The following is a 25083-nucleotide window of genomic DNA, read 5'->3' as shown; positions in this document are numbered from 1 at the left end:
AAACTCTCCTCAATTTATTCATTATTTAAAAGAACTTCCTTGCATGTATTACTCTAACGTAGCCCTTGTCTAAGTAATACGGAATTTGATATTATTGTAATTTTTGTGCGCGTTCAATAAATGCTTGAAGCTGTGAAATTTTTAACATTTCATCATAACCGAAAGTACCATTTCCTTTACCTTCTGTAATATGATTTGACGCTAGAATTGAAACAAATTCATTTGCCCAATGATTTGCAGGAGCATCAGTAAATGTTACAACATTGCCTTGTTGCTTTAATCCGAAGGCCTGTACTAAAACTTTCGAGATTTGAGCACGTGTTATCGGTGAAGATGGATTAAATTTACCACTACCATCACCATCAAAGATACCTAACTTCGATACAGCAGCAATCGCACCAGCATGTTCAAATGTTGGTTTTACGTCTGTAAATTTCGTATTTTTATCGGATGTATCCAAGTTAAGCGCTTTAGCAATTTGCTCTGCCACTTCAGCACGAGAAGCATAAACTGTAAAATCAATCGCAGCTTTCTTTACTTCTTCTTTAACAGCTTCAGCTTGTGTGCTATCAAATGTTGCTACACGTTTAGCACCGATGTAACGAGAACCCCAATAATATGGATCGTTTACATTTGAGTAGCTAACACCTTTACCTGTTTGTGAATGAATCATTTTTCCGTCACCTACGTATATCGATACGTGTGAGACACCTTTACCACTAGTATTGAAGAATAATAAATCTCCAACTTGAAGATCATTCTTAGCTACCGCAGTACCCTGTTGATATTGTGAGCCTGATGTACGGTTTAATTGAATACCTAATTCTCCAAATACTTTTGATGTAAAGCCTGAGCAATCGATTCCTTTAGTAGTCGTACCCCCATAAAGATATGGAACCCCTAAATATTTTGAAGCTGTATCAGTAACATCAGATGCTGTAGCTGCTTCAGCTGTATCTATTTGAGTTGTTGTAAATAACATAAAAGATGCAAAAATCGGTAGTAACCATTTCTTTTTCATATATTCGGTATTCCCCTCTCAGAAACTTTTTTGCCTATAAATAGACTATCACAAAAGATGCTAGTATAACTTTTCAATTGTGTAACGGTTTTGAGAGTACAAAAAAACACTGATATACCAACGTTTCGCGGTTTATCAGCGTTAAAATATGGGTATTACATAATGGATATTCAGGATTTTTGTAACATTCCTGTAATATTCGCTACGCTTTGTCACAATAGATTACAAGAATTAGTGCAGTTTACTTTTTTTCAGCAGAAGTCCCCTTTAGGTGGTGAGATGAATGCGGGTTACACCTGTACCTGTCGCTACGCTGCTTGCGTGGGTATTCTATTGCTATTCGCGGGTATTCTCGCCTTCGCGGGTATTCGCTCACCTTCCGCGGGTATTTGCTTCACTTTCGCGGGTATTCGCCTCTCTTCCGCGGGTATTCGCTTCCCTTCCGCGGGTATTTACCTTCCCCCCCGCGGGTATTCTCACACTCCGCGCTGGTATTTACCTTCCCTCCCGCGGGTATTCTCACACTCCGCGCGGGTATTTCTTACCCCGCTCGCTTCAGCTATTGACTAGAAAATAATTGCACCCAATAGTAATTTCCATTGCTATCCACGGCAATTGCTACTCCGGTATTTGTGTAATTTTCTCGTAAAATATTTTCACGGTGGGTTGGAGAAGCCATCCATGCTTTAACGGCCGCATCAGGGGATGGGATTTTTCTTCCTATGTTTTCTCCAAAGCTCGTATAAGGATAATCGAATAATGTTGCCATATCCCAGGGCATCCCGTAGTAAGGTGAGTTGTGTTCAAAATAATGTCGATTCACCATATCCTGTGCCTTAATAACGGCAACTTGTGTTAATGCTGCATCATAATTTAGGGGTTGTAGCTTTCTTTTTTGTCGTTCCACGTTAACTAAACGGATGACATCATTAGACATGGTTGGCGAATAATTTTTTGTTGGAATATATGACTTGGATAAATAGTCATAGGCGACCTCGCGATTTGCTACCTTCGTTGAAAAGTCGAGACTTCTTTCAACCAGAGAAGCAAATTGCGCACGTGTTACCAACCGATTTGGTGCAAATTGCTGTGCGTTGATCCCTTTAATAACCCCAACATCTGCAAGTGATTCAATATAGTCTTTTGCCCAATATCCCTGCTTCACGTCGCTAAATTTACTATTATTTTTAGAATCGACTTCAATTTTATAAGCGAGTGTTAGCATTTTGGCAATTTGCGCACGCTGTAAAGGGGCATCAGGGTTGAAGTAATCACCATTTTGCAAAACCCCTAATTTGACCAAGGCGCAAATTTCTTTATAGTTCGGATGTTTGGCTGATAAGTCCTTAAAATTTGGAGAATAATTGTTATCAAGGTTTAGCTGCATGGAACGGGCAATTGCAGTTGCCGCCTCTGCCCTAGTAATCGTTTGTTCTGGTCTAAAGGAGCCATCCTGATAATTTGTCATATAATGCTTTTCTAGCATATGTTCTATTGAGCTTCTTGCCCAATGTGATTGTGATACATCCTTTGCAATACTAGCTGCCAATACTTCTTCAGATGTGTTTGTCAGAGGCACAGCATATGATGTAGTCAGCAAAATACAAGACATGCCAACTACAATAGATACTTTTTTAAACAAAACAACTACCTCCTCCTTCATTTAAATATGTATAGAACTATTTGATCTTCTTCGGGGGACGTGTGCAATTAGCACAACAAACATATCCATTATTACCCGATTTTACCTTTTACCTTTCAAAAAACCACCCTAAGATTGAAAATAACCTGAGAGTGCGTTTTCGTGTTTATTCAACGCTAATAATAAAGAAATCATCTTCTGTTTTTTGCAAAGTACGATAGATGAATAAGGCCATTTGACCGCGTCGGACATCTGTATAAGGTGAAAATGTCGTCGCGCTAGTTCCTTGTGTAATCTCATAATTTAATAACGTTTGAATATACCTATTAGTTTCATTATCTTTCGTAAAATCTAAAAATGGTGCAGATAATGTTGTTGCCTGCTGTAAATCAAAGCCAACTGTCAACATCTTTGCCATTTGACTTCGCTTGATAAAATGATTTGGATTATAATTTGTACCTTTTTGGATAATACCCTTTTCAGCAAGCGCGGCAATATGCCCGTAATATTGATGAGAGGTTGGTACATCACTGAAGCCAGGATTCACTACATTTTTTGTCTCCAATTTTAGAGCTTTAGCCAAAAAATATGCCGCTTCCCCTCGCGTTAAATTTTGATAAGGACTAAACGTAGTCGATGTTGTTCCAAAGACAATTCCCTGATTATATAATTCACTAACCGCCTTGTATAATTCTGCTTCGCTTCCGCTATTTTTTATATCTGTAAATGGCATTGTCGCTGCTTCTGCAGGCATTGCCACAACACAGGGTACAACTACTGCAGCGGTTGCTAAAGCCCATGCTTTATGTACCTTCTCCATCGACAAATTTATGCTTCCCTTCCTTATTATATATAAAGAAAAGAGGGACATGCCCTCTCTTCTTATTAATAACCTAATGTTTTTAAGTGGTCCTGTAAAATACGGTAATTATATACTAAGTCCTGCTGTTCAAGCGTAAGGGCGTCATATAGTTTTTGTGCAGCCAGTACTTTCTTCTCAAACGTTTTAGCGTCTGGATCCAATTCACCGATTGCATTTACTACTTTTAACACGGCCGCTACATCTTTTTCCGCTTTCTTTAAAGTATCGTAGTTAAGGACTTGTCCTTTTACTTTTGAGTCCAACGCTTTATATGCCGCAGAAGCATTCGCTACATCTTGAATATATGTGCTGGAAGTCGGATTTAGACCAGCAATAATCTCTACGACTTTCTTTACTTCACTCATATTTTTCTCAGCTTCAAGCAATACATTGTAATTGGATACTCTTTGCTTATCTGCAGTACTTAAGCTATCGTAATCTTTACGCACAGATTCTATCATTCCAAAATACATTTTATCGCTTGGTTTTAACGCTGCAATACTCTTATAAACTTTAATAACGTTATCTAATGATAGAAGCAACTGCTCGTTATAAACATATTTACGTTGAGTAGCAGTAAGATTGTCATATGCTTTTAAAATCTTTTGATATTGGCTGTCCATATTTTTCGATGTCATAAGTTTATCAATCTCGTTGACAACGTTAATGACAGGTTTAATCATTTTCTCTTGCTCTTGCAATGTTTTATAGTTTGAAACCGCATATTGTTGATCTTTTGGTAATGCATTATATGCTGCTCGTATCTCTTCAATACGTTTAATATATTGATTTGCTGGGACAGTCGGAAGCTCATCAATCATGCGCTGTACATTTCCTGCACCTAAGATGCTCGCTTCAGCAGCTTGTAATAAATTGTAGTTTGTGACATATTGTTGCATGTCATTCGCTAGGGCATCGTATAATGCGCGAGCTTGTACGGTATCCGTAGTGAACGTTTTACTTGATGGCTTTAACTTGCCAATTAATTCAACCACTTTGGCAGTTGGCTCATAGCTCTGTAAAATAGCAATATTTTTAACATATAGCTTTTGGTCCTTTGTCAGCTTATCGTACGCTTTTCGTGCTGAGTTTACTTGACTGACAAATTTACTTGTGCCTGGCTCTAAACCATCAATTTGCACCATCACATTTAAAATTGGTTTTACTTGTTTTTCGCGATCTGTTAATACCTTTACATTAGACACAAGCTTTTTCTGTCCGGATGTTAGTTTATCGTAAGCAACGCGAGCATTCATGAGCTTCGTTAAATAATCAGGGTCATCAGGCATTGCCGCCTCTATCAATTCAATCACTATAGCCGCAGATTTTAGCTCAGTCTCTGCTGTAACAAGCTTTTCATAGTTAGTGACAGCATTTTGCTTTTCTGGTGGTAATGCATCATAGTTTTTGCGCGCAGATTCTAAATCATTTAAAAATGTTTTACTTGTCGGCTTCAATGTTTCAATTAAGCCTATTAATGTAGCCACATCCTCAACCGCTGTTAGCTGATTGTAGTTTGTTACGCGTTTTTGCGAAGCAGAATCTAATGCATTATAAGCTTTTCGTGCGGCCAAAACTTTTTTTGTATAATCCTTACTTGCTGGATTTAAAGCGTCAATTGCCTTAATAACCTTCACAACATTGGCATTATTCTTCTCATAAGTTGTTAATGTCTTGGATTGTGTGACTAATTTTTTCACATTTTTATCCATTGCTTTATATTCAGTAGACATCTCCGCTACTTTCGCTACAAACGTAGCGTCTGACTCATTCGCTAAAGCGATAACACGCTCATCGAAATTTTTAGCTGTTGTAATATAGCGATTCGCGGTTTCAAGATCAACATAATTCGTGACAAGTTTTTGCCCCTCAGCTGATAGTTCCCCGTAATCTTTAAATAACTGCGTAACTGCCTCTGTATATGTTTTTTGCGATGGATTTAAGGCCATGATGCGTGCCACAACATCCATTGCCGCTACTTGATCATTCAATTTTCCAGAATGATAGCTTTTCACGGACGCCTGTTTTGTAGAATCTAACTTTAGGTAAGCCGTATTCGCTGCCTTTGCTTTTTTAGTATAATCTTTGGCAGTTGGGTCTAGCTTTTCCACAAGTGTAATTACATTTAAAACAGCTTTATGTGAAGTTTCCCAGCTTGTTAGCACTGACAAATTATTGACGATTTTTTTGACAGTGGCTGGATCTATTTTCGTTCCATCAGATGCTACAGGTGTATTGTAAGCAGCTCGTGCTTGCTCAATTGCTGTAATAATATCCGGTGCTTTGGTAATGCCCGCAATGAGTGCCTCAATTTCTTGCGCTACTTTGATATTTGCTTCAGCTAATGTTAAGTCAGCGCTATTTATTACGTAATCTTTTGTATCTAAAGTTGATAAGGCACCACTTATCGCCGCTACGGAAGTTCGATAATCTGCACTACTTGACGGTTTTAGCGCTGCAATTTGCTTGGAAATAGTAGCCGCTTCCTTAAACGGTTCAAGATCTTTATAGTTTGTCACTAGTCGTTTTGAGCTAGCATCTAGTTTATTAAAGGCCGTTTCAATCGATGCAACTTCACTAATAAAGCTTGTAGCAGATGTGAATTTTTCTGGACCTTTATTTTTCAGCAGTGTAATACTCGCCATTACTTTCTCCGCTGAAGATAAGTTCGCTACTACTTCTGTATATTTTTTGTAAGGTGTCACCGTTGCATTCGTTGGATTATAGGCTGTAATGATTTTCTTTTGATCTGCTGTGTGTTTGTTCAAATTAGTTGTTATTTCAGTAGTAGTTTCTGCAATTTTAGTAGCATCAGCATTTGGATCACTAAGGATGGATAAAAGTTTTTCCAATAAAGTGACTGAACCACTCACTGCATTTGCATCATCATTCATTTTGTTTAGTTTTGCAATATCTGCCCCGTTATTTTTGAAATACGTATTGCGATCAGGCTCTGGAAATTCATATTGGAGTGATGTACCCGTCACATCTTTAACGATAGCTCTAGCCTTATTGTTAGTTGCAGTATCAACAGCGTCTTTAAATGTTTTTTGTACAGATAAATAATTTCCCTCTTCTGTACCTAAAAATTTCTCATATCTAGTAAATACATCGTTTACTTCTTTCATGAAAGTTTTACTAGTATAGGAGAGACCATTAATACTTGCACCAATATCTTTGAGCTTTTTTAACAAAACAATTTGTTTTTCTATATAGTTATATTTAGCCGTAATAAAATAGATTTCTTCCTCATCAAAATTATCGCTTAAAAATGCTAAATCTCTCTTGGCAGCAGCCATTTCTGTCGCTCCAGATTTTTCAGATAGTTTGCCAAATTGTGCAATAGTTTGAGCTCTTGGATCTGTGACTGTTGCAGCTACATTCACATTAGCTTGTTGATTCTCCTGAGAGATTGTTTGAGGTTGTCCTTCTTGAGCATTGGCGATCGCTGCCGGAGTTAGTAATAGGCTTGTTATGACACCAACCTGTATTGGTTTCTTCAAAATGCCCACCCTTTCTTTTTATAGGTAAATTGTTATGTATCTTTCATTTCTAATTTGCTACCTTTAGTATCGGTGCATTTTATCCTATTTCAAGCTATTCTATAGAAGAAGCTATCCCCTTCACCAACGGAATAATATTTTTTTTTAGATTAAATAGTCTTTTTATAGGAAGTTATTGTTAGGATACTATATAATTGAATCATGTGCATTGATCTGGCAAAAATTTTGGCAAAATATGACCGATTGCAATAAAAAATGCTAATAGACTTTATATGTTAAAGATAGGTGCGAATATGGCCCACAATTGTCGAAAGCGAGATCTAAGCTTGTCTGCATGTACTTGCACTTTATATTTTCCAGGAAATATTTTGTCTAACATTACATAGAATGGGGAATAAAAACTTTGTATAATTGTCTAACCATAGCGATTAAATTAAACTACTATGTCATTTACCAGTAAATAGGTGCATACTACAACTTAAATATTTAAATTACGAGAAAGGGAGCTACATATGTTTTATCAATATAAGTTTTGGCACAGCTTAATGCATCCCGCTAACTTTACCCAAGCTGTTGAACAAGGAGAAATAAGAGGCTATAAAAAACGATCCTTCACAGTTTTCATACTCTTTATGCTTCTATTTATGGTTCGCGAGTTTTGGGGCATGGGTACCGAAAGCTTAACAACATTATTTGCATCGAATCATCCAAGTGAATACTATACAGCCCGTTTACTATCAATGGTTGGGGCTATTGCCTGGGGAGTTATCTATTATTGCTTCCATTATTACGGCATTACATACTTGTTACATCTATTTACAGACATTCCTTACAAATGGATTCAGAAGGTACAACTTTATGTAATGGTATTTTTACTTATTGAAAAGACAATTTTATTTGCCGTGTTTTATGCAGTTGGATACACGACAAACTTCTCCTTCTTTTCACTTGCACCTGTAGCACAGCAAGTGATTGATACGGATTTTGTACTATTTGCTATCAATCAACTTACCGTAGCAACGGTATTAACAATTATTGTGCAATACACGTTCCTTTCAAAATGGGAGGACTGGTCAGATCGTAAGGCCTTATTAGCAAAAATTATTGGGCTCTATGTGGTAATGGCTATTTTTATCGGAATGGTTAGTGCGTTACCACTACAAGAATGGATTACAAGGGGGTTAGGATGATGCGCTTTATTAAATCCAGACCTTGGACAATTTTAAGTATTATTGTGATAGCGTTATTAATTGGCGTAAATGCTTATTTTGTATTTAAGGATGATAGTAAAGTAGCCAGATCCTACTTTATCGATGAATTCCAAATAGCTGCTACTGGCGAACGTAAAGAGACTGTTGAAAAGGATGCGATTGTTGCACCTTCTCAAACTTATACGATTTCAGCAGATGCGAAAAGCCTTTCTGCCATCGATGCAACACGTGGACAAGAAGTACACGCTAATGATTTACTAGCAACCTACAAAACAGAGAAAGTTGACGGTGAATTAACAAAGCTTGAGGCTGAACGCACTGCCTACGAAACTGAATTAAGTGATTTAGAATCTGCGCTAGCGGAGATAGAATCTGAATACGGTGGAGCCAATGACCCAAAAAGCTCTATTAATACCGACCAAATTAGTGAAAAGTTAAACGTCTCTGTTAAGTTTGAATTAGGTCAGCAAGCTACTCCATCAACGGCAGTGGCCATACTGAATCGCCACATCGCGGAGACTAATCGTGAAGTAGCATTATTGGATGCACGCATAGAACAAATTAAAGCATGGCAAGGTGTTATTTGCCCAGTAGATGGTGTAATCTCAAAAATCACTGAAGAAGCTGGTACAGTAACATTTGAAATTTATTCAGCTGAAAAATCTATGCTCGCCTACTTATCCGAGGATGAATGGCAAAAGGTTGAAGATGGACAAACTGTTACTTTTAAATTGCCACATAACGACGGGGATTTATCAGGTACTGTCGTTCAAAAACAAAAGATAGCCATGAATACTGAATCACTTTGGGCAAATGAACTAGCTAAAACTGCCAAGCTACCAAAGCCTACAAGCTATGAAGTCATCTTGCATCAGGATGACATACTAGATAACATTCCATTTTCAACAGTTGGTAAGGCTGCTATTACCGTAAATGAAGCATCCAACGCGTTTAAGGTGAAGTCCGCATGGGTGAAATCTAGAAAGAACAATAAACATAGCATTTATACAATTGATGAAAACGGCAAAATACGCCTTGAGGATATCCAGGTTGCCTTTAAAACGGCCGATTCTACTATCTTCTCAAGCTATTTGGAAGCCGGCACACCAATTATTGCAAATGAACAACGCAATATATTAGCGCGCTCCTTCCGTTCAATCCCTCTTGAAAAAATTAAATGGCAAGATTTCAAAAAGATCGGTTGGAAAGACTACGTGAAATATATCGTCTTTTAGTATACAAGAACCTCCCCGAATGAAAATTGGGGAGGTTTTTTGATGTTTATCGGCGATTTTCCCGGGGTTATCAGCGATTCTTCGTTGTTTATCAGCGAACCCGGGGTTATCAGCGATTCTTCGTTGTTTATCAGCGATTTACCCGGATTTATCAGCGATTCTTCGATATTTATCAGCGACTTACCCAGGTTTATCAGCGATTCTTCGATATTTATCAGCGAACCCGGGGTTATCAGCGATTCTTCGATATTTATCAGCGATTTACCCAGGTTTATCAGCGATTTTCCATTGTTTATCAGCGTTTCACCTGGTTTTATCAGCGATTCTTCGATATTTATCAGCGATTTACCCAGGTTTATCAGCGATTTACACCGTTTTATTAATTAAACGATGAATTCTCCATTTGTTCTTGGGTTACTAGTTCATAATTCATTGCTGTTATACCACTTACCTCATGGATCATGCCATGGACATAAAGTTTTTCACCATTTTCTCCATTTAGACGAACAGAAAAAATAGCATTACCTTGTCCGACTTTTTTGACAGTGACGCCATCTTCTGAAAGATCGACATCAACTATTTTATAATCATGCATTGCACCTGTGTATTGTTCGATTTTGAAATCTTTCACTTTAAAACCAATTTCACTTTTTGGAATGAACGCACTGTTTTTTTCAATCGCTGATGTTGTATACAATTCATAGCCATCAGATTCTGCATGGATACCTACCCGTGTCGAATGTCCGTTATTATCAGAGAGAGTCGCGATATAGTCACCTGCTTGTGATAACATCAGCACGTAGTTACCGCCCTTAGGAATTGTTTCTTCCTCCCAGCCATCAAATTTATATGGCTTATAGCTGAAAACTTTATCACTCACAGCATGACCATCAGCTGTTGTTAGCTGAATATTTTTCGGATCAAAGCCAAAATCTTGCTCTAAAAACAGTGCTGAACCTGGTGTAATTTCATCTGTTGGCTGACAGTTCATTTGTAATTTTCCATCTACTTTTGTGACATCAATTTTATATTTTTGCATATCGACAATTGCATAATTTCCCTCATTATCGATATTATAGCCAACAAGCATGAAATAGCCTGATCCTTCTCGTAACGCCTCAATTTTCACATCGTAATTTGTTCGAAGAATACGGAAAAATTCATGTTCTCCATCTGGTGTTAAATTATTGGTAGAATAAGCATCAATATTAGTTGAATTAAGCTCACGCGCAGTAAATGTTTGGATAGCTCGTTTCGCCTGAACAGCCTCAATTCGATGAATAAATAAAGCAAGCTGCGAACGATTCACCGTCTCTTGTACACCAAAAGTAGTTGGCGTTATCCCCTTCGTTATATGATTTTCAAACAATGGAGCGACTGCGTAATAAGCATCCGAATATTTTACAATATCCGTAAAGGGTAATGTTTGATCTGCTTCAGCCATTTCTAATTGATAAGCACTTGTTAGCATTCGCGCCAATTGTTCACGTGTAATAGCTTGATTGACACCGAATCTACCATCAGCAAATCCTGAAATAATGCCTTGATTTGCTAAGGCAGCGATTGCTCCATAATATTCATCGCTCGGCTTTACATCCGTAAATTTAGGGTCCTGTACATTTTTAGTATCCAGCCCTAAAAGACCTGCTAAAATCTTCGATGCCTGTCCACGCGTCACATTAGCAAATGGCTTAAATGTGCCATCTGCATAACCTTTAATAATTCCGCGTCCCGCTAAATCCTTTACCGCTACACCGTATTCCTTCGTGTAATCAACATCCGAAAATTTCTCTGTTGCCTGCGCAGACGGTACTATTACAATGGCGCTTGTCGCAAGAGCAGCAACTAATGCCCCCTGAAATAAAGTATGCTTATTCATCACCAGCTCAACCCCTTAACATATTTTGTCTATCATACTATGATAATATGTCGAGTAATACTAAAAGTTTCATAATCTTCTATTGTTATGTATTCTAGAATGTGTTGTTGAGCTTTTCTTCATGTTTTACTACAAATGGAAATAGCCCTAACATTTATATTAAATGTTAGGGCTTTAACTTCTATCTCCATCAAAAAGCCTTGTGACCATAATGAAACAAAAAGTTTCATCTAATCACAAGGCTAAGATACTAGTTCACTAGTTTATAGCATAATCCCTTTAATTAAGGTGCTGCTACAATTGTTACTTTTAATTCTTTTGTTGCGTTACCTACTTTAACTTTTAAAGTAGCTTTAGCTTCTGTAACACCTGATTTTAATGCTGCTGTTGCACCAGCAGTACCGTTATCAGTAATTGTTAAATCAGCCGCTTTTTCAGGTACGATTGTAACTGTATTTGCAGCAAGTGCTGTGATTGCTTTGTTACCGTATTGGTCAACAGTTGCAACGTTTACTACTGCAGGTGCATCACCTGTAGATTTTAAGCCTACTGCTACAGTTGAACCAGATACTAATGTAGCCTCTGTAATAGCTTTAGCTTGGTTGTAATCAGCTGCTGGTGCTGATGCTGTAAAGAAGAAATCTTGCGTTTTTGCAGCTTCAGCTGAAACAACGAATTTTTGTTCTAAGATTTCACCAGTAGCATTAACTGTAACTTTTAATGTGAATTCTGTATCTACTACTTTTTTAGCTGAATCTGTGTTTAAAGCTGCTTCTTCAACTTTTACTTTACCAGCAGTTACAACTTGTGGTGCATCTAATTGACCGCCAGTTACTGTCGCAGTATATTCGTTAGCTTCAAGTGCAACTTTACCACCGTTTAGTAAACCGTTAACTGTAATAGCTTTATCTTCGCCTGCTTTTGTTTTACCAATTTCAGCAATTTCATAACCGTTGTATTCTGTACCATCAGTTACTTGTACTTTTACTTCTACAGCAGAATCAATTGTGCCATTTTGAGTTTCAAGTGCCACATTTAAAGTCGCTGTACCATTTTTTTCAGCTTTCACTGTATTACCGTTTAATGTTACTACATCTGAAGTACCAACTAATGTAACTTTTACAGGCGCTTCAGAGTTTTTCATTTCACGACCATATTGGTCTTCAATGATTAAGTGGTCTTTCGCTGTAATTGTAACAGGATTTTGAGATGTTGAAATTACTAAAGGATTTTTAAGTCCACGTACTACAGTTGGTACTGCTTTTGCTTTAACATCTACAGTAATAGTAGCAACGTTGTAAGTTGAAGTTTGGAATACTAATGCTTGTGTTCCAGCAGTGTTAAATGTTGTTTTGTAGTATACTTGGCCATCTTTTACTTCAAGAGCTGATTCAGCAACTGTAGCACCACCAACTTTAATACCTTTGTTTGCATCAGCTAACACTTTTTTGTTAGTGATTACATTGCCTTCTTTATCAGTAACTGTTAATGGGATTAATGTAGCTTCTTCAGCAACAGCGATTTCTGGTTGAGAAACAGCGATTGTATTAGTTGTAGAAGTTTCTGCAACTTTAACAGTATATTTAGCTGATTGACCGTTAGTTGTTGAAATGAATAATACATCAGTATCGCCAGCTTTTAAGATAGATTTTAATGCAACTACTAATTTATCTTTATCGCCAATTTTAACTTTTTTAACAGTGTTTTCGATGTCTAAGTTTGTTGAGTTTGTGTTTGTAATTACTAGACCAGTTGCTTTAGCTTCGTCTGTAATTTCTTTACCATATTGATCTTTAAGATTTAATACGATATACGCATCAGAAGCTTTAGAAGCATCATTTAAAGCTACTTCTTCACCTTTAGCGTTATAAACACCAGCTACTTCGATAGAAGAAACTGTAGATTCAGCAGATAATTTTACAGTTTTTGAAACTGATGTGCCTGTAGCAGAATCAAATAATACTACTGGTACTAAATCGCCGATTTTTTTGCCTTCAACTACAGCACCTGATAATTTCACTACACCTTTAGCTGAATCAGCAACTACGTTAACATCATTATTTGTTTTTAAAGAAGTTGATTTTGTAATATCTGTACCGTATTGATCTTTAACTACATAACCAACAGTTGCAGTAGTACCAGCGTCGAAAGTACCGTCAGTTTTAACGGCTTTGTTAACTACAGCTACTTCGTCTAAAACTTCAATTGAAGTTACTTTTTGAGCTTCGATTTTAACTGTATTAGTTAATACATTTTCAGTTAAACCAGCAACGTTTACAGTGTATTCAGCTGCTTGGAAGTTTGTAGCACCTACTAATTGAACTGATTTTTTGTCATCAGCCCAAACAAGAGTTACGTTTTGTTTGAAAGAACCACGTAGTAATTCAACTTTAGCTTTAGAAGTATCTTCTATTGCTTTGTTAAATTGAACTTCGATTGTTTTAGCGTTAATTGCTTTTACTGATTCTAATTTAGCATCAGGTACTTCATAAGTAACTACAGCTGAATAAGATTTACCATCAATTTCGAAATCTACTTTAGTTTCTTTGTTTTCTGGAAGAGCAGTTTCTAATTTCACAGTATGTTTTGAATCATCAGAAAGTGTTACTTCTAATGTAGTTGCATCTACAACTTTAGCTTCTTTAACAGTTAAAACTTCTTCACCAACATTATCAATTGCACGGCTTAAGAATGATGCAAATTGACCGCGTGTTAATGTGTTTTTAGGATTGAATTGTTTAACGTTTGTAAGTTCAGCATATTCTAACGCGATGATTGCTTCGCGATTTTCTGCAGCTGTAGCTTTTTCTAAGTCAGTGATAGTAGATTTGAATCCAGCTTCTTTGTATTCAGCTACTAAATCTACGTTATAAACTGTTTTGATTGCACGTACTAAAACTACTGCCATTTGCTCACGGCTCATGTTATTAGTGTGCATTAATTTGTTATTTGAGCCTTTGAATACGCCAGCATCTTTAACAAGTGCTGCATATTGTAATAACTCTTTGTCAGGTGTTGTTGTTGGTAAATCAGTGAAACGAGCTTCTGTTGCATAATCTGCAGGAATTTCGTAATTTTCTGACACTAACCATTTTCCTAAGAACTTAGTTACATTACCACGAGTAACTACAGCATTCGGTTTGAATGTGCCATCTGGGTAACCTGCTACGATTTTAGCGTCCGCTAATGCTAAGATTGCATCCTTGTGATCACTTTTTTCAATATCAGTAAAGCTAGCTGCGCTTGCTGCTGGTACGATTGCTGATGCTACTAGAGCTGCTGACGCTGCGCCGACAACCCATTTACTATATTTTTGTTTCATATGAAAATACCCCCTAGATAAATTAGCCAATATTTGTGACTACGAATTCATTATAAGATTACGAGATAATAAATTTCAAAATGAAATAACTGGAATGAAAATTGTGGTAACACCTTAATTTTAAAGGTTATTTAACCATTTTTTATGAAAATATAATTGTTGCTACCATCCTTAAAATTGACAGACAAACCTTACTGCCACAAGGAAAATATACCATCTTACCCATGTCATTTTTACCATCCAAATTTCTACATATTTCGACTTTCGCGCAATAATTGAGTAAAAACCAATAGTGAACAATTCGTGAATTTACGTTAAAATAGTGTAGGAAATTTATTCTTGTATTCCTTGAATCTAATATATTTTTACATAAATTTGATGTATTATGAGTTATTTGGTACATTTTATAAGCAATTATTTTTTTAATGATCGACGAAAAATGACCCATGGTGATTTGCATTTTTTAATCAGCGAGTGTCGTGATATAGTCGGTGGTTTTTGGCATTTTATCGGCGATCTTCATGAATTTATCAGCGGTTATTGACTTTTTATCAGCGGTATTCGTCTAGTTATCAGCGATTCTATTTTTTATCAGCGATTTTCACGATTTATCGGCGTTTCTACCTTTTTATCAGCGATCTTCGTGAATTTATCAGCGGTTATTGACTTTTTATCAGCGGTATTCATCTAGTTATCAGCGATTCTATTTTTCTATCAGCGATTGTATTGGTTCAATTAGCGATATTTGGAATTTAATCAGCAATTGTTGTGATAATATCAGTGATTTTCGTGATTTTTCAGTGATTCTACCTTATTATTAGGGATCTTCATGATCTTATCGGCGATTTAGGCTTTTTATTAGCGATTATTCGCGATACTATAATGGATATAACTATTATTAGAGATGAGGATTTGAAGGAATGGTTTTTAGTAGCCTTATATTTTTATATGTCTTTTTACCATTAGTGCTCATTGTGTACTTCATCTCTCCGAAGATGCTTCGTAACACAATTTTACTTTTGGCCAGCCTGTTCTTTTATGCATGGGGGGAACCGAAGTATGTACTATTAATGGTGATTTCCATTTTGCTTAATTATATTTTGGGGATTGTCATTGAAAATACGGTTTCGCAGTCTAAACGAAAAGCGCTACTTTGGCTTGTTATTGTGAGTAATTTGGCCATCCTAGGCTATTACAAATACGCCGGCTTTTTCGTGGACATTTTGAACAACTATTTGGATAAGCCTATTGAATGGGAGGCTGTACCGCTTCCGATTGGTATTTCATTCTACACGTTCCAAGCACTTAGCTATGTGATTGATGTTTACCGAAAAGACGTAAAGGCACAGCGTAATTTTTTAGATTTATCGCTTTTCATTACATTGTTTCCACAGCTTGTAGCCGGACCGATTGTGCGTTATCAAACGGTAGCCGAGCAAATTAAAAAGCGTTTTTCTACAGCTGAGGATTGGATGATGGGTACTCGTCGCTTTGTGCAGGGGTTAGCTAAAAAAGTACTTATTGCAAATCCGATGGGTGAAGTGGCCGACCAGGTTTTCAGTTTATCAGGTGGCGATTTAACAACAGGTACTGCTTGGATTGGGCTCTTTGCTTACGCGCTACAAATCTATTTTGACTTCTCTGCCTATAGTGATATGGCCATTGGTTTAGCACGAATTTTTGGCTTCCATTTTGAAGAGAACTTTAACTATCCGTACATTGCACAGTCCGTAACAGAATTCTGGCGTCGCTGGCATATTTCGCTCAGCAGCTGGTTTAGAGACTATGTCTACTTTCCACTTGGCGGTAGTCGTGTTAGCCACGCATGGAAACTATATCGAAACTTATTAATTGTTTGGACGTTAACGGGCTTTTGGCACGGGGCGAGCTGGACATTTATGGCATGGGGCTTTTATTACGGACTATTAATTTGCCTTGAAAAATGGGTGCTTTTAAAATGGTTGGAACGCGTACCTCGTTTCTTACGTCATGTTTATACGATTACTTTCATTATGTTCGGTTGGGTATTCTTTAGAGCGAATGACTTTACATACGCCTTTGGATTTATCAAAACGTTGTTCGGACTATCCGATGCAGCACTGTATAATTATGAAACGATTTTGCTTGCAAAGGATTATGTCGTGTATTTTGTCATTGCGATTATCTTCGTTATGCCAGTTTATAGACTTTATCAAACGTGGAGCGAGCAAAAAGCGACGGCTTCCCTATCATTTGATTGGAGTCTACGCCTTGTACAATCCATTTACTATGGAGCATTGTTGCTCTTTATCACGATGTTTTTAGTGAACGCAACACATAATCCATTCATTTACTTTAGATTCTAGGTGGGACAACATGCGAAAAATACAAATGTATCTATTACCAATAACCTTTTTTTGCATCATTTTCGGTGGCTTCGTCGTGCACGTATTAACGGTGGATCGTCCACAATCTGAAATGGAGAACCGTACGTTAGAATCTGCAAATCTTTCGCCAAGCCCACAGGAAATTTTATCTGGGGCATGGTCAAAACAAGTAGAAACCTATATTTCCGATCAATTTCCTGCACGCGATACATGGATGCGTAATTATGTTTACTACCAACGTGCGATGGGGAAAACCTACTTAAACGATAAGTACGCAGTTGATGATAAAAGCGGCTGGATTATTTCAAAGCCTGCTGAAGAAAAACCGGATGAGGAGCTCGCTTACTTTGCTACTGATTTACAAAAGCTAAGCGAAGGACTAGCTGAAAAAAATATCCCGTTTACGTATTACTCGCTACCAGCAAAGGCGACTTACTCACGCGAGCCAAGCCCAAGCTATATGCCTGAGGACGCCGGAGTTGCCAATAATTTACGCCTTCATGAGTTTGTTACCGCTAAAGGTGTAGATAATGTTCGTCTCTATGATGAAATGAAGAATAACGACTTTTCTGCTGAACGTAACTTCTTCAAAACCGATCATCACTGGACAATACGCGGTGCATACTCAGGCTATCAGGCACTCATGAAAACAATGAGCGAACGACTCGGTGAAACGATTGAACCGATTCCATATAATGAAGCCAATACTTATTGCTTACCTAATAAGTTTGCTGGCTCATGGAATAAAATTTTGTACATGACCGTCAATAACCGCGATCAAGTTTGCTACAACGAGCCAGCTTCATTCGCAACACAATTTACAATTCATGTCGGTTCTATCGAGGATGGCGTCACAGCTCCGTACGACGCAGTATACGGCCGTGCTAAAAAGATGAGTCCTGAAACAGTCGTCAACTATGCCGAAGCCTATAGCCGCGACTTCTCAGAGCTCACAATTGTTAACAATCATTATGACAGCGATAAACATATCGTCGTCATCAAAGATTCATACTTCAACACTATTCAATTTCATGTGGCAAGTCACTTTAAAGAGTTAACGATTTTAGACTTACGTTATTTGGATAAAGATGCTATCTCTTATCTACAAAGCCTGCACCCCGACTACGTCGTGCTTGCTTACAATGACCGCAATTTAAGACTGATGCCAGAGTAACGATCGACATTTAGCGGCGCAATTGTTGATGTTGCCGGCGATTGTTCTGTCTTTAGCGGCGCTACTCATTATGTTGCCGGCGATGTCTCTAACTTTAGCGGCGCTACTCTTGCTGTTACCGGCGATGTTTCTATCTTTACCGGCGCTACTCACAGTGTTGCCGGCGATGTTTCTACCTTTTGTGGCGCTACTCATTATTTTACCGGCGATTGTTCCATCTTTACCGGCGCTACTCACAGTGTTGCCGGCGGTATTTCTATCTTTAGCGGCGCAACCACCCGCTTGCTACCGGCAATACAAAAAAACAGTGATTTCTTTAATGAAAGAAATCACTGCTTTTCTTATGCAGTACGAGGACGTTTTTTTATTTTTCCAACTACCCATTGACTAAATGGAAGCATCGAAATCAGCTTCGTCACCGTAATACAAACGACTAGTGTCCACAGCATTAGCAATGGTACTCTGACGAGCGTACTATTAAAATGGTCCACAAACCAGCCTGTTGATAGACGCAGTACTTCCCAATGAATGAGATAGATCATAAACGCATATCGGCTTATCAGTTGAACCGTTCTCGTATAAGGTATTAACTGTCCCCAGGCAATGACCAACAGGGTAATACTTATTACAAGCGGTATTAAATCCAGTCGTCTCGAATGCGTCTCAGTATAACCAAGTAGCAGACGGATGTATAAAAAGACACCTGATAACACGAACAACACAATCGTCGCGTAACGATACTTTTTCGCAAGCGCAGCAATCTGCGTATAATACACACCTATCGCATAGGCTATGGCAAAATAACCAAGCCAACCCGTAAAGAGTAAACGAAACAGAAGTTCATTATCTTGAAAGTATGGATATGGCAATAAAATCACTGAATGATGAATAAAAGAAATCAGTACACATAACGGTAAAAACCAAGCCATAGACCATTTAAATCGTTTCATCAACACAAAAACTGCATATAGCTGCAAAATAACTACAACAAACCAGCCTACAAACTCACCATAAACGACATTATTAACAAACTTGTCCCATATTAAGCCATTGTGGTTCGTTAACTCTACAATAATCGAATCTATCATTGCCCACGCTAAAAAAGGTAGAAAAATATATTGAATTCTATTCGACCAAAAGTTACTCGGTATTCTATCCTGATACCGATTCGCTAAAATTAAAATAGACAATAAAATAAACGTCGGTGTCGCATAACATAGCGCAATCCGTAAAAACTGATAGATTGTCTGCTCCGGCTGTATACCTATCGTCATAATGATCCATGAAGAAGTGTGTAATAATAAAATAGACAAACACGCAACCACACGTAGTAAATCCCACTCTTTAATCACTTTAACATTCTCCTATTACTTTTTATATCTCTAATAAGTCTGTCACAATTTATAGATGAATGCAAATGGTGATACATGTAAAATAGATACATTGAATAGAAAATGGGTGAAATGAAATAAACATATAATAGAAGATAGGTGAAATGAAATAGTAGAATGTGAGCAGCAACAAGCTGTTTTTTGGAAGCAAAATCAGCCAAACCACAAACGCCACTTCAACTTAAACGTTGAAGTGGCGTTTTGAGTACAGACATATTACCAAATCTTCTCGACCCATTCTGGATGGTCGATAAATGGATTTCGATTGCCTTGGATTTCGTAAATTCTTTCATTTCTTTGTTTTTCATATGCATCTACAGGATCTTGTTTGTGCCATTGTAGAAGAACAGAAAGTTTACCGTGATACGGAGCTGATCCATTATTAACTCGGTCATTTAATTCTAGATCAACCTTATCGCCAGCCTCATAACGAGTGGCCATATAAAATAGAATACGTGCGATATCGCCTTTTACGCTATTCGGTGGTTCGAATGAATCTGCGTCTTTCAGGCAGCCGTTACAGCCAGCCACTGGACTGCCACCATTGTCGAAGTCTAAATTTCCTCTTGCGCTATTCACTTGTACATCGGCGGGGCGTAAGTGGTGGATATCTGTTCCTGGTCCTTTACTTGTTCCAAAGTTACCATGTGATTTTGCCCATGTGTGCTCTCGGTTCCAGTTCCCTACATTGCCGCCACTGTTTGTTTTTGGACTAGATTTCCCCGTGTACAGTAAAATGACATTACTCGAATTACTAGGATCTTCATCCGTATACTTTAATGCATCCCAAACTTCATCATAAGAAAGGACCTTTTGTTCAGAAATAATATCATGCAGAACTGTTTTTAATGCTTGACCTTCCTTATTATAGGCACCTGCATAATAATCATTTGCACTAACGGTAACGCTGAAACTTGTCGTGACACTTTTTTTGCCGTCAGATGCTGTGACACCAACAATATGACTACCCTCATCTAAATTGAGTGTTAATACCTTTCCATTTATAATTCCTTTTGTAGCAGTAAATGAAAGTTCATCACCATCAGGATCAGAAAAATGATCGGTTAAATCAATTTGAATGTCCTCTCCAACAGCAGCCGTTTTGTTTGGAATTGGATTTTTAACGATTGGTTGTTTATTTTCAGATGGTAAAGAAGGATCCACAATGGGATCCCCTTTTGAATTGGTAAATTTAATTTGCTTAGGTGATGCACCTTTTTTATAGATGATTGATTGAATATCTATATTTTCAGCGCCTCTTATTTCACTGACATTTGGACCTTCAATCGTGATTGATTTCACGGCAGTGCCTTTTACGTCGATAATCATCCCTGCTTTAACTGGACTAAAGGTAACATCCGTCGTCTTAAAGCCTTCTCCATGTAGCTCCACATAGGCACCTTTAAGGAATACACCTTTTGGAATAACCGATTGGGCATCTAAATGCAGTGCGATACTCGGTTTGTTTATTGTCAATTTGTTCTTTTTGAAGTTCTTATAGTCATAAACGATTTCAGGCTTAATCGGTTCAACAGTTGAGCCTTTATTCACGTCGATTTGAACCATTACAGGGTCATGGTCACTTGCACGACCGGCCATGTCCGTGAAATCAGCATTAATATGAAGGATATCAATAGCCGTTTTGTCTGTTAGATTGTTTGACACTAAAATATGGTCTAATACTTGTGAATTCCCCTGATAAACATATGTGTAACGATCAGAAGCTTCCACTTTATGAATCATATCTGTCATCAATTGACCTTCATGGATTTTAAGAGCATCCGAAAATTGGAAATCATTAAAATCACCTAAAGAAACAATGTTGGCATCTGGATTTTTTGATTTCACGTCTTCCACAAAGTTATAAACAATGTTGGCAATCTTTTTACGTTGCACTTCACTTCCATATTGTGGAGGCTGAATGGCACCAAATAAAGGTGTATCTCCATTTTTAGAATTCCAATGATTTGCGATGACAATGACATCTTCACCTTGGAATTCAAATTGTGCGGCTAAAGGTTTGCGGCTATTTTTAAACGCTTCATTTTCCGGATCAATACGACCAGGGTTCAATGTTAATTTTCCATCTTTATAACCTACAGCTGTTGTAGCATCCCCTGACGGAATACCTTCCTTCAACTTCACTCGCTCTGGATTATAAAGGAAGCCAACTCGAATGTTCGCATCTGGCGCGCCACCGTCTTGATTGTTATTGGGATCGATATTCACATACTGATACTCGACACCGCCTACACCTTTAATAGCGTCAATTAATCGTTGATAACTTTGATCCGCTTTGGAATCACCTGCAGACGGCCCGTTATTATCCTGCACCTCTGTTACGCCAACAATATCAGGACTACCCATATCAACAGCAATGGCTCTTGCTAATTTTCTCGCTTTATCATCAGTTGTAGATGTTTTGTTATTCGAGAAGTTTTCCAAATTATAAGAAGCAATGGTTACCTTATCTTGTGCCTTCTCTATTTTTGTTGTCTCTGGAGATGTAGCTCCCTTTTCATGGGCTGCCTTCATCTCATCTAAAGAAGCATAGATTTTAAAGTTTTGATAGGAATAGCCTACGATTCCCGTAATTGGCCCTTTAAACTTATCGCCTGTTGCAACCTCAAAATCACGTGCAGCTCCATTCGGTTCTAAGCGGAACTGAATTCTGTTTGGATTGGCATTGTCTTTCTCGTACAATACCCCACCGTGAATAGTGTCTGTTGGTTCATCCTCCAGTACTGTTACTAAATCTCCATGATCCTGTGGCCCTACAGCTTTCACGTTGCCAACTTCTACTCTCATCCCTTCAAGACTTTCCCAAAAATCAATAGCGTCGATAGTTGGATTAAATATTTCAAGCTGATCACTGTCAATCTCACTAAAGGACATTTTTAACTTATCAATTTCGACTGCTTTTGGTAACGCGACACTACTTTTAAGGACTTCTACTTTTCCATCTTGATCGTCACGCACATTAATTTGCGTTGTTTTTAAATCTGTTTGTTGTCGATCATCATAGCCATCGTAAGCGTATTCGCTTACTTTACCTTTAACAGATACTAAATCTCCTACCTTTATTGGCCATTGTTTCTTCCCACTGTAGAGGAAAATTCCTTCAGAAGTATTCGGATCATCATCAGCCAATTCATCTGGCGTTTGAATCGTATAATACCAATTATTATTTAATGAAAACGAATACGTGACGATGCCTTCAATTCCTTCCACTGTCTGACCATCAAATGTAGTAGCATGCCCCGCACCTTGAATATCATGAATTTGTAATTTATCTGTAATCGTATATTCATACGTCGTTACTTCACTTAACGTACCATCTTTCGCTTTGACAATTGCCTTTACTGTAGTATCTTTAGTAATTTCTATTGGCTTCTCATATTTAGAACTTTTATCCGTTGGCTCCGTGCCATCTACTGTGTAATAAATTTCTGCATCTGCCGTTGATGTTGATAATGTAACTGTTGTATTTCCAACAAACGTTCCACTTCCAGGAGATGCGCTAGCAGGCTTTAATACCGAACTGTCCACTACGATATCTGCTTTTGAACGAGGAATCAATTGGTAGTCTTTATCGAACTGTTGCACAATACCAGTGATAGATTCATAGTTTGTACCGACCGTTAAGTCAAGCGAATTAGTCTCATCTCGCACAAGGAAGTTCGTTCCGTCACTGGCAGTAAAGTTTGCCCATCCAGCCCCTTGTTGAACATCTGTGAGCGTAACATTTTTCACTGTTACGAGCTGTGATTCGCGCTCTTCATTTACTTGAGCACCTGTTACGACCTTTGGAGAAGGGGCACCGACATTTTCCACTTTTTCAACGATTGTAGCACCATCTAATTGAAGTAACCCGCGATAATCAGCTAATTTACCTTTTAACGTAACCTCATCACCGACAGACATTGCTAGACTAGTAGGTCTTACAGCAATACCACCTGTCTCGTCTTGAACCGAGAACGTATTTTTTAAGCCAGCTGCAACTCTACCTTTGATCGTTACCGTTTCACCGACTCCCTTATTGCGAGCCTCTCCAATTGAGAGAACTGACGGTGCTTCAGGATCAACAGGTCCACCTGAAGTATCCATTACGTGTTGCCCTAAATTAGAAAAATAATCTATAGGAAATGAAGTCCATTCTAACGCAGCGTTAAACGGATCATCAATTGTTGTATCACCCGACAAAACTGAACTTTTTCTTACCAAAGTTACATCTTTCGCAAAATCCGCGGAAGAACCAACTTGTCCAATGGAATCAACTACTTCACCAGATTTTCTTAATACAACTGGATCATTTCCATTGAAATTAATAACAGTTGAGCTTTCCAAATTTCCTTTTGCTTTAATGTCAGGCTTTGCATCCTTATGATAAACAACATAGGTAGCTCTATTTTCTAGCATACCTGTCAAACTCACTTTATTTTTCGCAGTGGCTTCGCCGTTCGTATGAAGTTCTAACGTATAATGACTTAAATCAACAGCGGCCCCTGTTCCATTATATATTTCAATGGCTTTATTGAAGGAACTCCCCTCAATATACTCTGAAATGATTAAATCCTTTGCTAAAGATTCAGCTTTTGCAGTGATGGGTGCTACTGGTGCAACCACACTTGCGACTAGGGTTGTTGCTAAAAAGGTATTTAAAGGCTTCTTCCAATTATTCTTTGACAAGTAAATTCCCCTTTCAAATTTAGGAAAGTTAGTTTTTTAAATGCAAAGTCTTCTCTCTACTTAATAGTAGACTGTGCAAAAAATGATAGAATTGTTTATTCATTAACTGTCATTCTATTGCATTTAACTTGTTTACTATCTAGTACTGAAAGATATAGACTCTCTTCTACTTTGCCCCTACCTCCTTCGCTGCTATCATGCTATGTGTGTCGTTTGCATGCATTGTCGACAACGTAAACCTATCTTTGCATTCCCACAGTGGGCCTACACCCTACAGGCGGCTTTCATGGCATACTGCATGTCATCCATTGTCGAACGATACAAAACATATTTCCCCACTACATATATATGTAAGCAAATTATTATTAATACCATATTAATTATATAACTAATTATTGTTATTAATAGTATATTTTGTGTAAATTATTATTATTTTTATATTGAAATTTAATAGATTTTTAGATATGCTCACGAAATTATTACATATTAAATTATAGTTTTAAAAAAACATCTCCTTAAAAAATAGACTCAGCAGAAATTTCTTCTACCGAGTCCATACTTTGTATAATGTATTTGAACTCACGACATTAGTAGATGCCAATAACATCGAAAAAAAGAAGTGCATGCGACACATAGCCCAATAATAGCGATTCGTAAACTGCTTCTTCTATTGACATTGTTTCCTATTAACTTATTTATTCCTTCTATAAAACGTTGTAATGCTTCCATCTTGTTTACCCTCTATCAATTACATGTAACCCAATTCTTTTAATGAACGGAAACCTTTT

General features: G+C 37.7%; 14 protein-coding genes. 6 read left to right on the top strand and 8 right to left on the bottom strand.

The features are described 5' to 3' along the window. Window positions 1-91: 91 nt before the first annotated feature. From MWJ95_RS05655 to MWJ95_RS05640, 4 genes are all read right to left on the bottom strand, one after another. On the bottom strand, window positions 92-1021 hold the full coding sequence (locus tag MWJ95_RS05655) for a C40 family peptidase (RefSeq protein WP_249073481.1): 930 nt from the start codon (window positions 1019-1021) through the stop codon (window positions 92-94). 559 nt (window positions 1022-1580) lie between these two features. Further along, entirely contained in the window at window positions 1581-2663 is a 1083-nt protein-coding gene (locus tag MWJ95_RS05650) for a CAP and S-layer homology domain-containing protein (RefSeq protein WP_249073482.1), read from the bottom strand. Between the two features lie 166 nt (window positions 2664-2829). Continuing rightward, complete coding sequence (locus MWJ95_RS05645; protein ID WP_249073483.1) at window positions 2830-3483, bottom strand: S-layer homology domain-containing protein; 654 nt, start codon at window positions 3481-3483, stop codon at window positions 2830-2832. Between the two features lie 65 nt (window positions 3484-3548). After that, window positions 3549-7028, bottom strand: coding sequence for a hypothetical protein (locus tag MWJ95_RS05640; protein WP_249104694.1), 3480 nt, complete (start codon window positions 7026-7028; stop codon window positions 3549-3551). 512 nt (window positions 7029-7540) lie between these two features. Between MWJ95_RS05640 and MWJ95_RS05635 the strand changes: the two genes are divergently transcribed. Genes MWJ95_RS05635 through MWJ95_RS05625 form a run of 3 tightly spaced genes read left to right on the top strand, consistent with a single transcriptional unit; the run spans window position 7541 to window position 9861 of the window. After that, on the top strand, window positions 7541-8218 hold the full coding sequence (locus tag MWJ95_RS05635; protein ID WP_249073485.1) for a hypothetical protein: 678 nt from the start codon (window positions 7541-7543) through the stop codon (window positions 8216-8218). Continuing rightward, a complete protein-coding gene (locus MWJ95_RS05630; RefSeq protein ID WP_249104692.1) occupies window positions 8215-9474 on the top strand; it encodes an HlyD family secretion protein in 1260 nt (419 codons plus the stop codon). Before MWJ95_RS05635 ends, MWJ95_RS05630 begins: the two co-directional genes overlap by 4 nt. A 42-nt stretch (window positions 9475-9516) precedes the next feature. After that, window positions 9517-9861, top strand: coding sequence for a hypothetical protein (locus MWJ95_RS05625; RefSeq protein ID WP_249073487.1), 345 nt, complete (start codon window positions 9517-9519; stop codon window positions 9859-9861). Here the strand turns inward: MWJ95_RS05625 and MWJ95_RS05620 are convergent. Both MWJ95_RS05620 and MWJ95_RS05615 read right to left on the bottom strand, forming a co-directional pair. Then, on the bottom strand, window positions 9854-11353 hold the full coding sequence (locus MWJ95_RS05620; RefSeq protein WP_249104928.1) for an S-layer homology domain-containing protein: 1500 nt from the start codon (window positions 11351-11353) through the stop codon (window positions 9854-9856). The two genes, MWJ95_RS05625 and MWJ95_RS05620, sit on opposite strands and share 8 nt — an antisense overlap. 283 nt (window positions 11354-11636) lie before the next feature. Next, the gene (locus MWJ95_RS05615) at window positions 11637-14675 is read right to left on the bottom strand and encodes an S-layer homology domain-containing protein (RefSeq protein ID WP_249104690.1); all 3039 of its coding nucleotides are present in this window, start codon (window positions 14673-14675) and stop codon (window positions 11637-11639) included. Between the two features lie 920 nt (window positions 14676-15595). On the opposite strand from MWJ95_RS05615, the gene MWJ95_RS05610 reads away from it, so the two are divergent. The 3 genes from MWJ95_RS05610 to MWJ95_RS05600 are packed head-to-tail and all read left to right on the top strand — an operon-like array spanning window position 15596 to window position 18606. Further along, entirely contained in the window at window positions 15596-17020 is a 1425-nt protein-coding gene (locus MWJ95_RS05610; protein ID WP_249104688.1) for an MBOAT family O-acyltransferase, read from the top strand. Window positions 17021-17030: 10 nt separating this feature from the next. Then, window positions 17031-18215 (top strand): alginate O-acetyltransferase AlgX-related protein, encoded by a 1185-nt coding sequence (locus tag MWJ95_RS05605; protein WP_249073490.1) that lies wholly within the window; start codon window positions 17031-17033, stop codon window positions 18213-18215. 28 nt (window positions 18216-18243) lie between these two features. Then, window positions 18244-18606 carry a hypothetical protein gene (locus MWJ95_RS05600; protein ID WP_249104687.1) on the top strand — a complete coding sequence of 121 codons (363 nt, stop codon included), beginning with the start codon at window positions 18244-18246 and terminating at the stop codon, window positions 18604-18606. On the opposite strand, the gene MWJ95_RS05595 is transcribed toward MWJ95_RS05600, so the two are convergent. After that, complete coding sequence (locus tag MWJ95_RS05595; RefSeq protein WP_249076321.1) at window positions 18557-19567, bottom strand: acyltransferase family protein; 1011 nt, start codon at window positions 19565-19567, stop codon at window positions 18557-18559. The genes MWJ95_RS05600 and MWJ95_RS05595 overlap by 50 nt on opposite strands. 255 nt (window positions 19568-19822) lie before the next feature. Continuing rightward, a complete protein-coding gene (locus tag MWJ95_RS05590; RefSeq protein WP_249104684.1) occupies window positions 19823-24295 on the bottom strand; it encodes an endonuclease in 4473 nt (1490 codons plus the stop codon). Window positions 24296-25083: the final 788 nt, after the last annotated feature.

It is taken from the genome of Lysinibacillus sp. Bpr_S20, assembly GCF_023337835.1.
In the GTDB taxonomy this organism is placed as follows: Bacteria; Bacillota; Bacilli; order Bacillales_A; family Planococcaceae; genus Lysinibacillus.
This window is presented reverse-complemented; position numbering and strand designations above follow the sequence as displayed.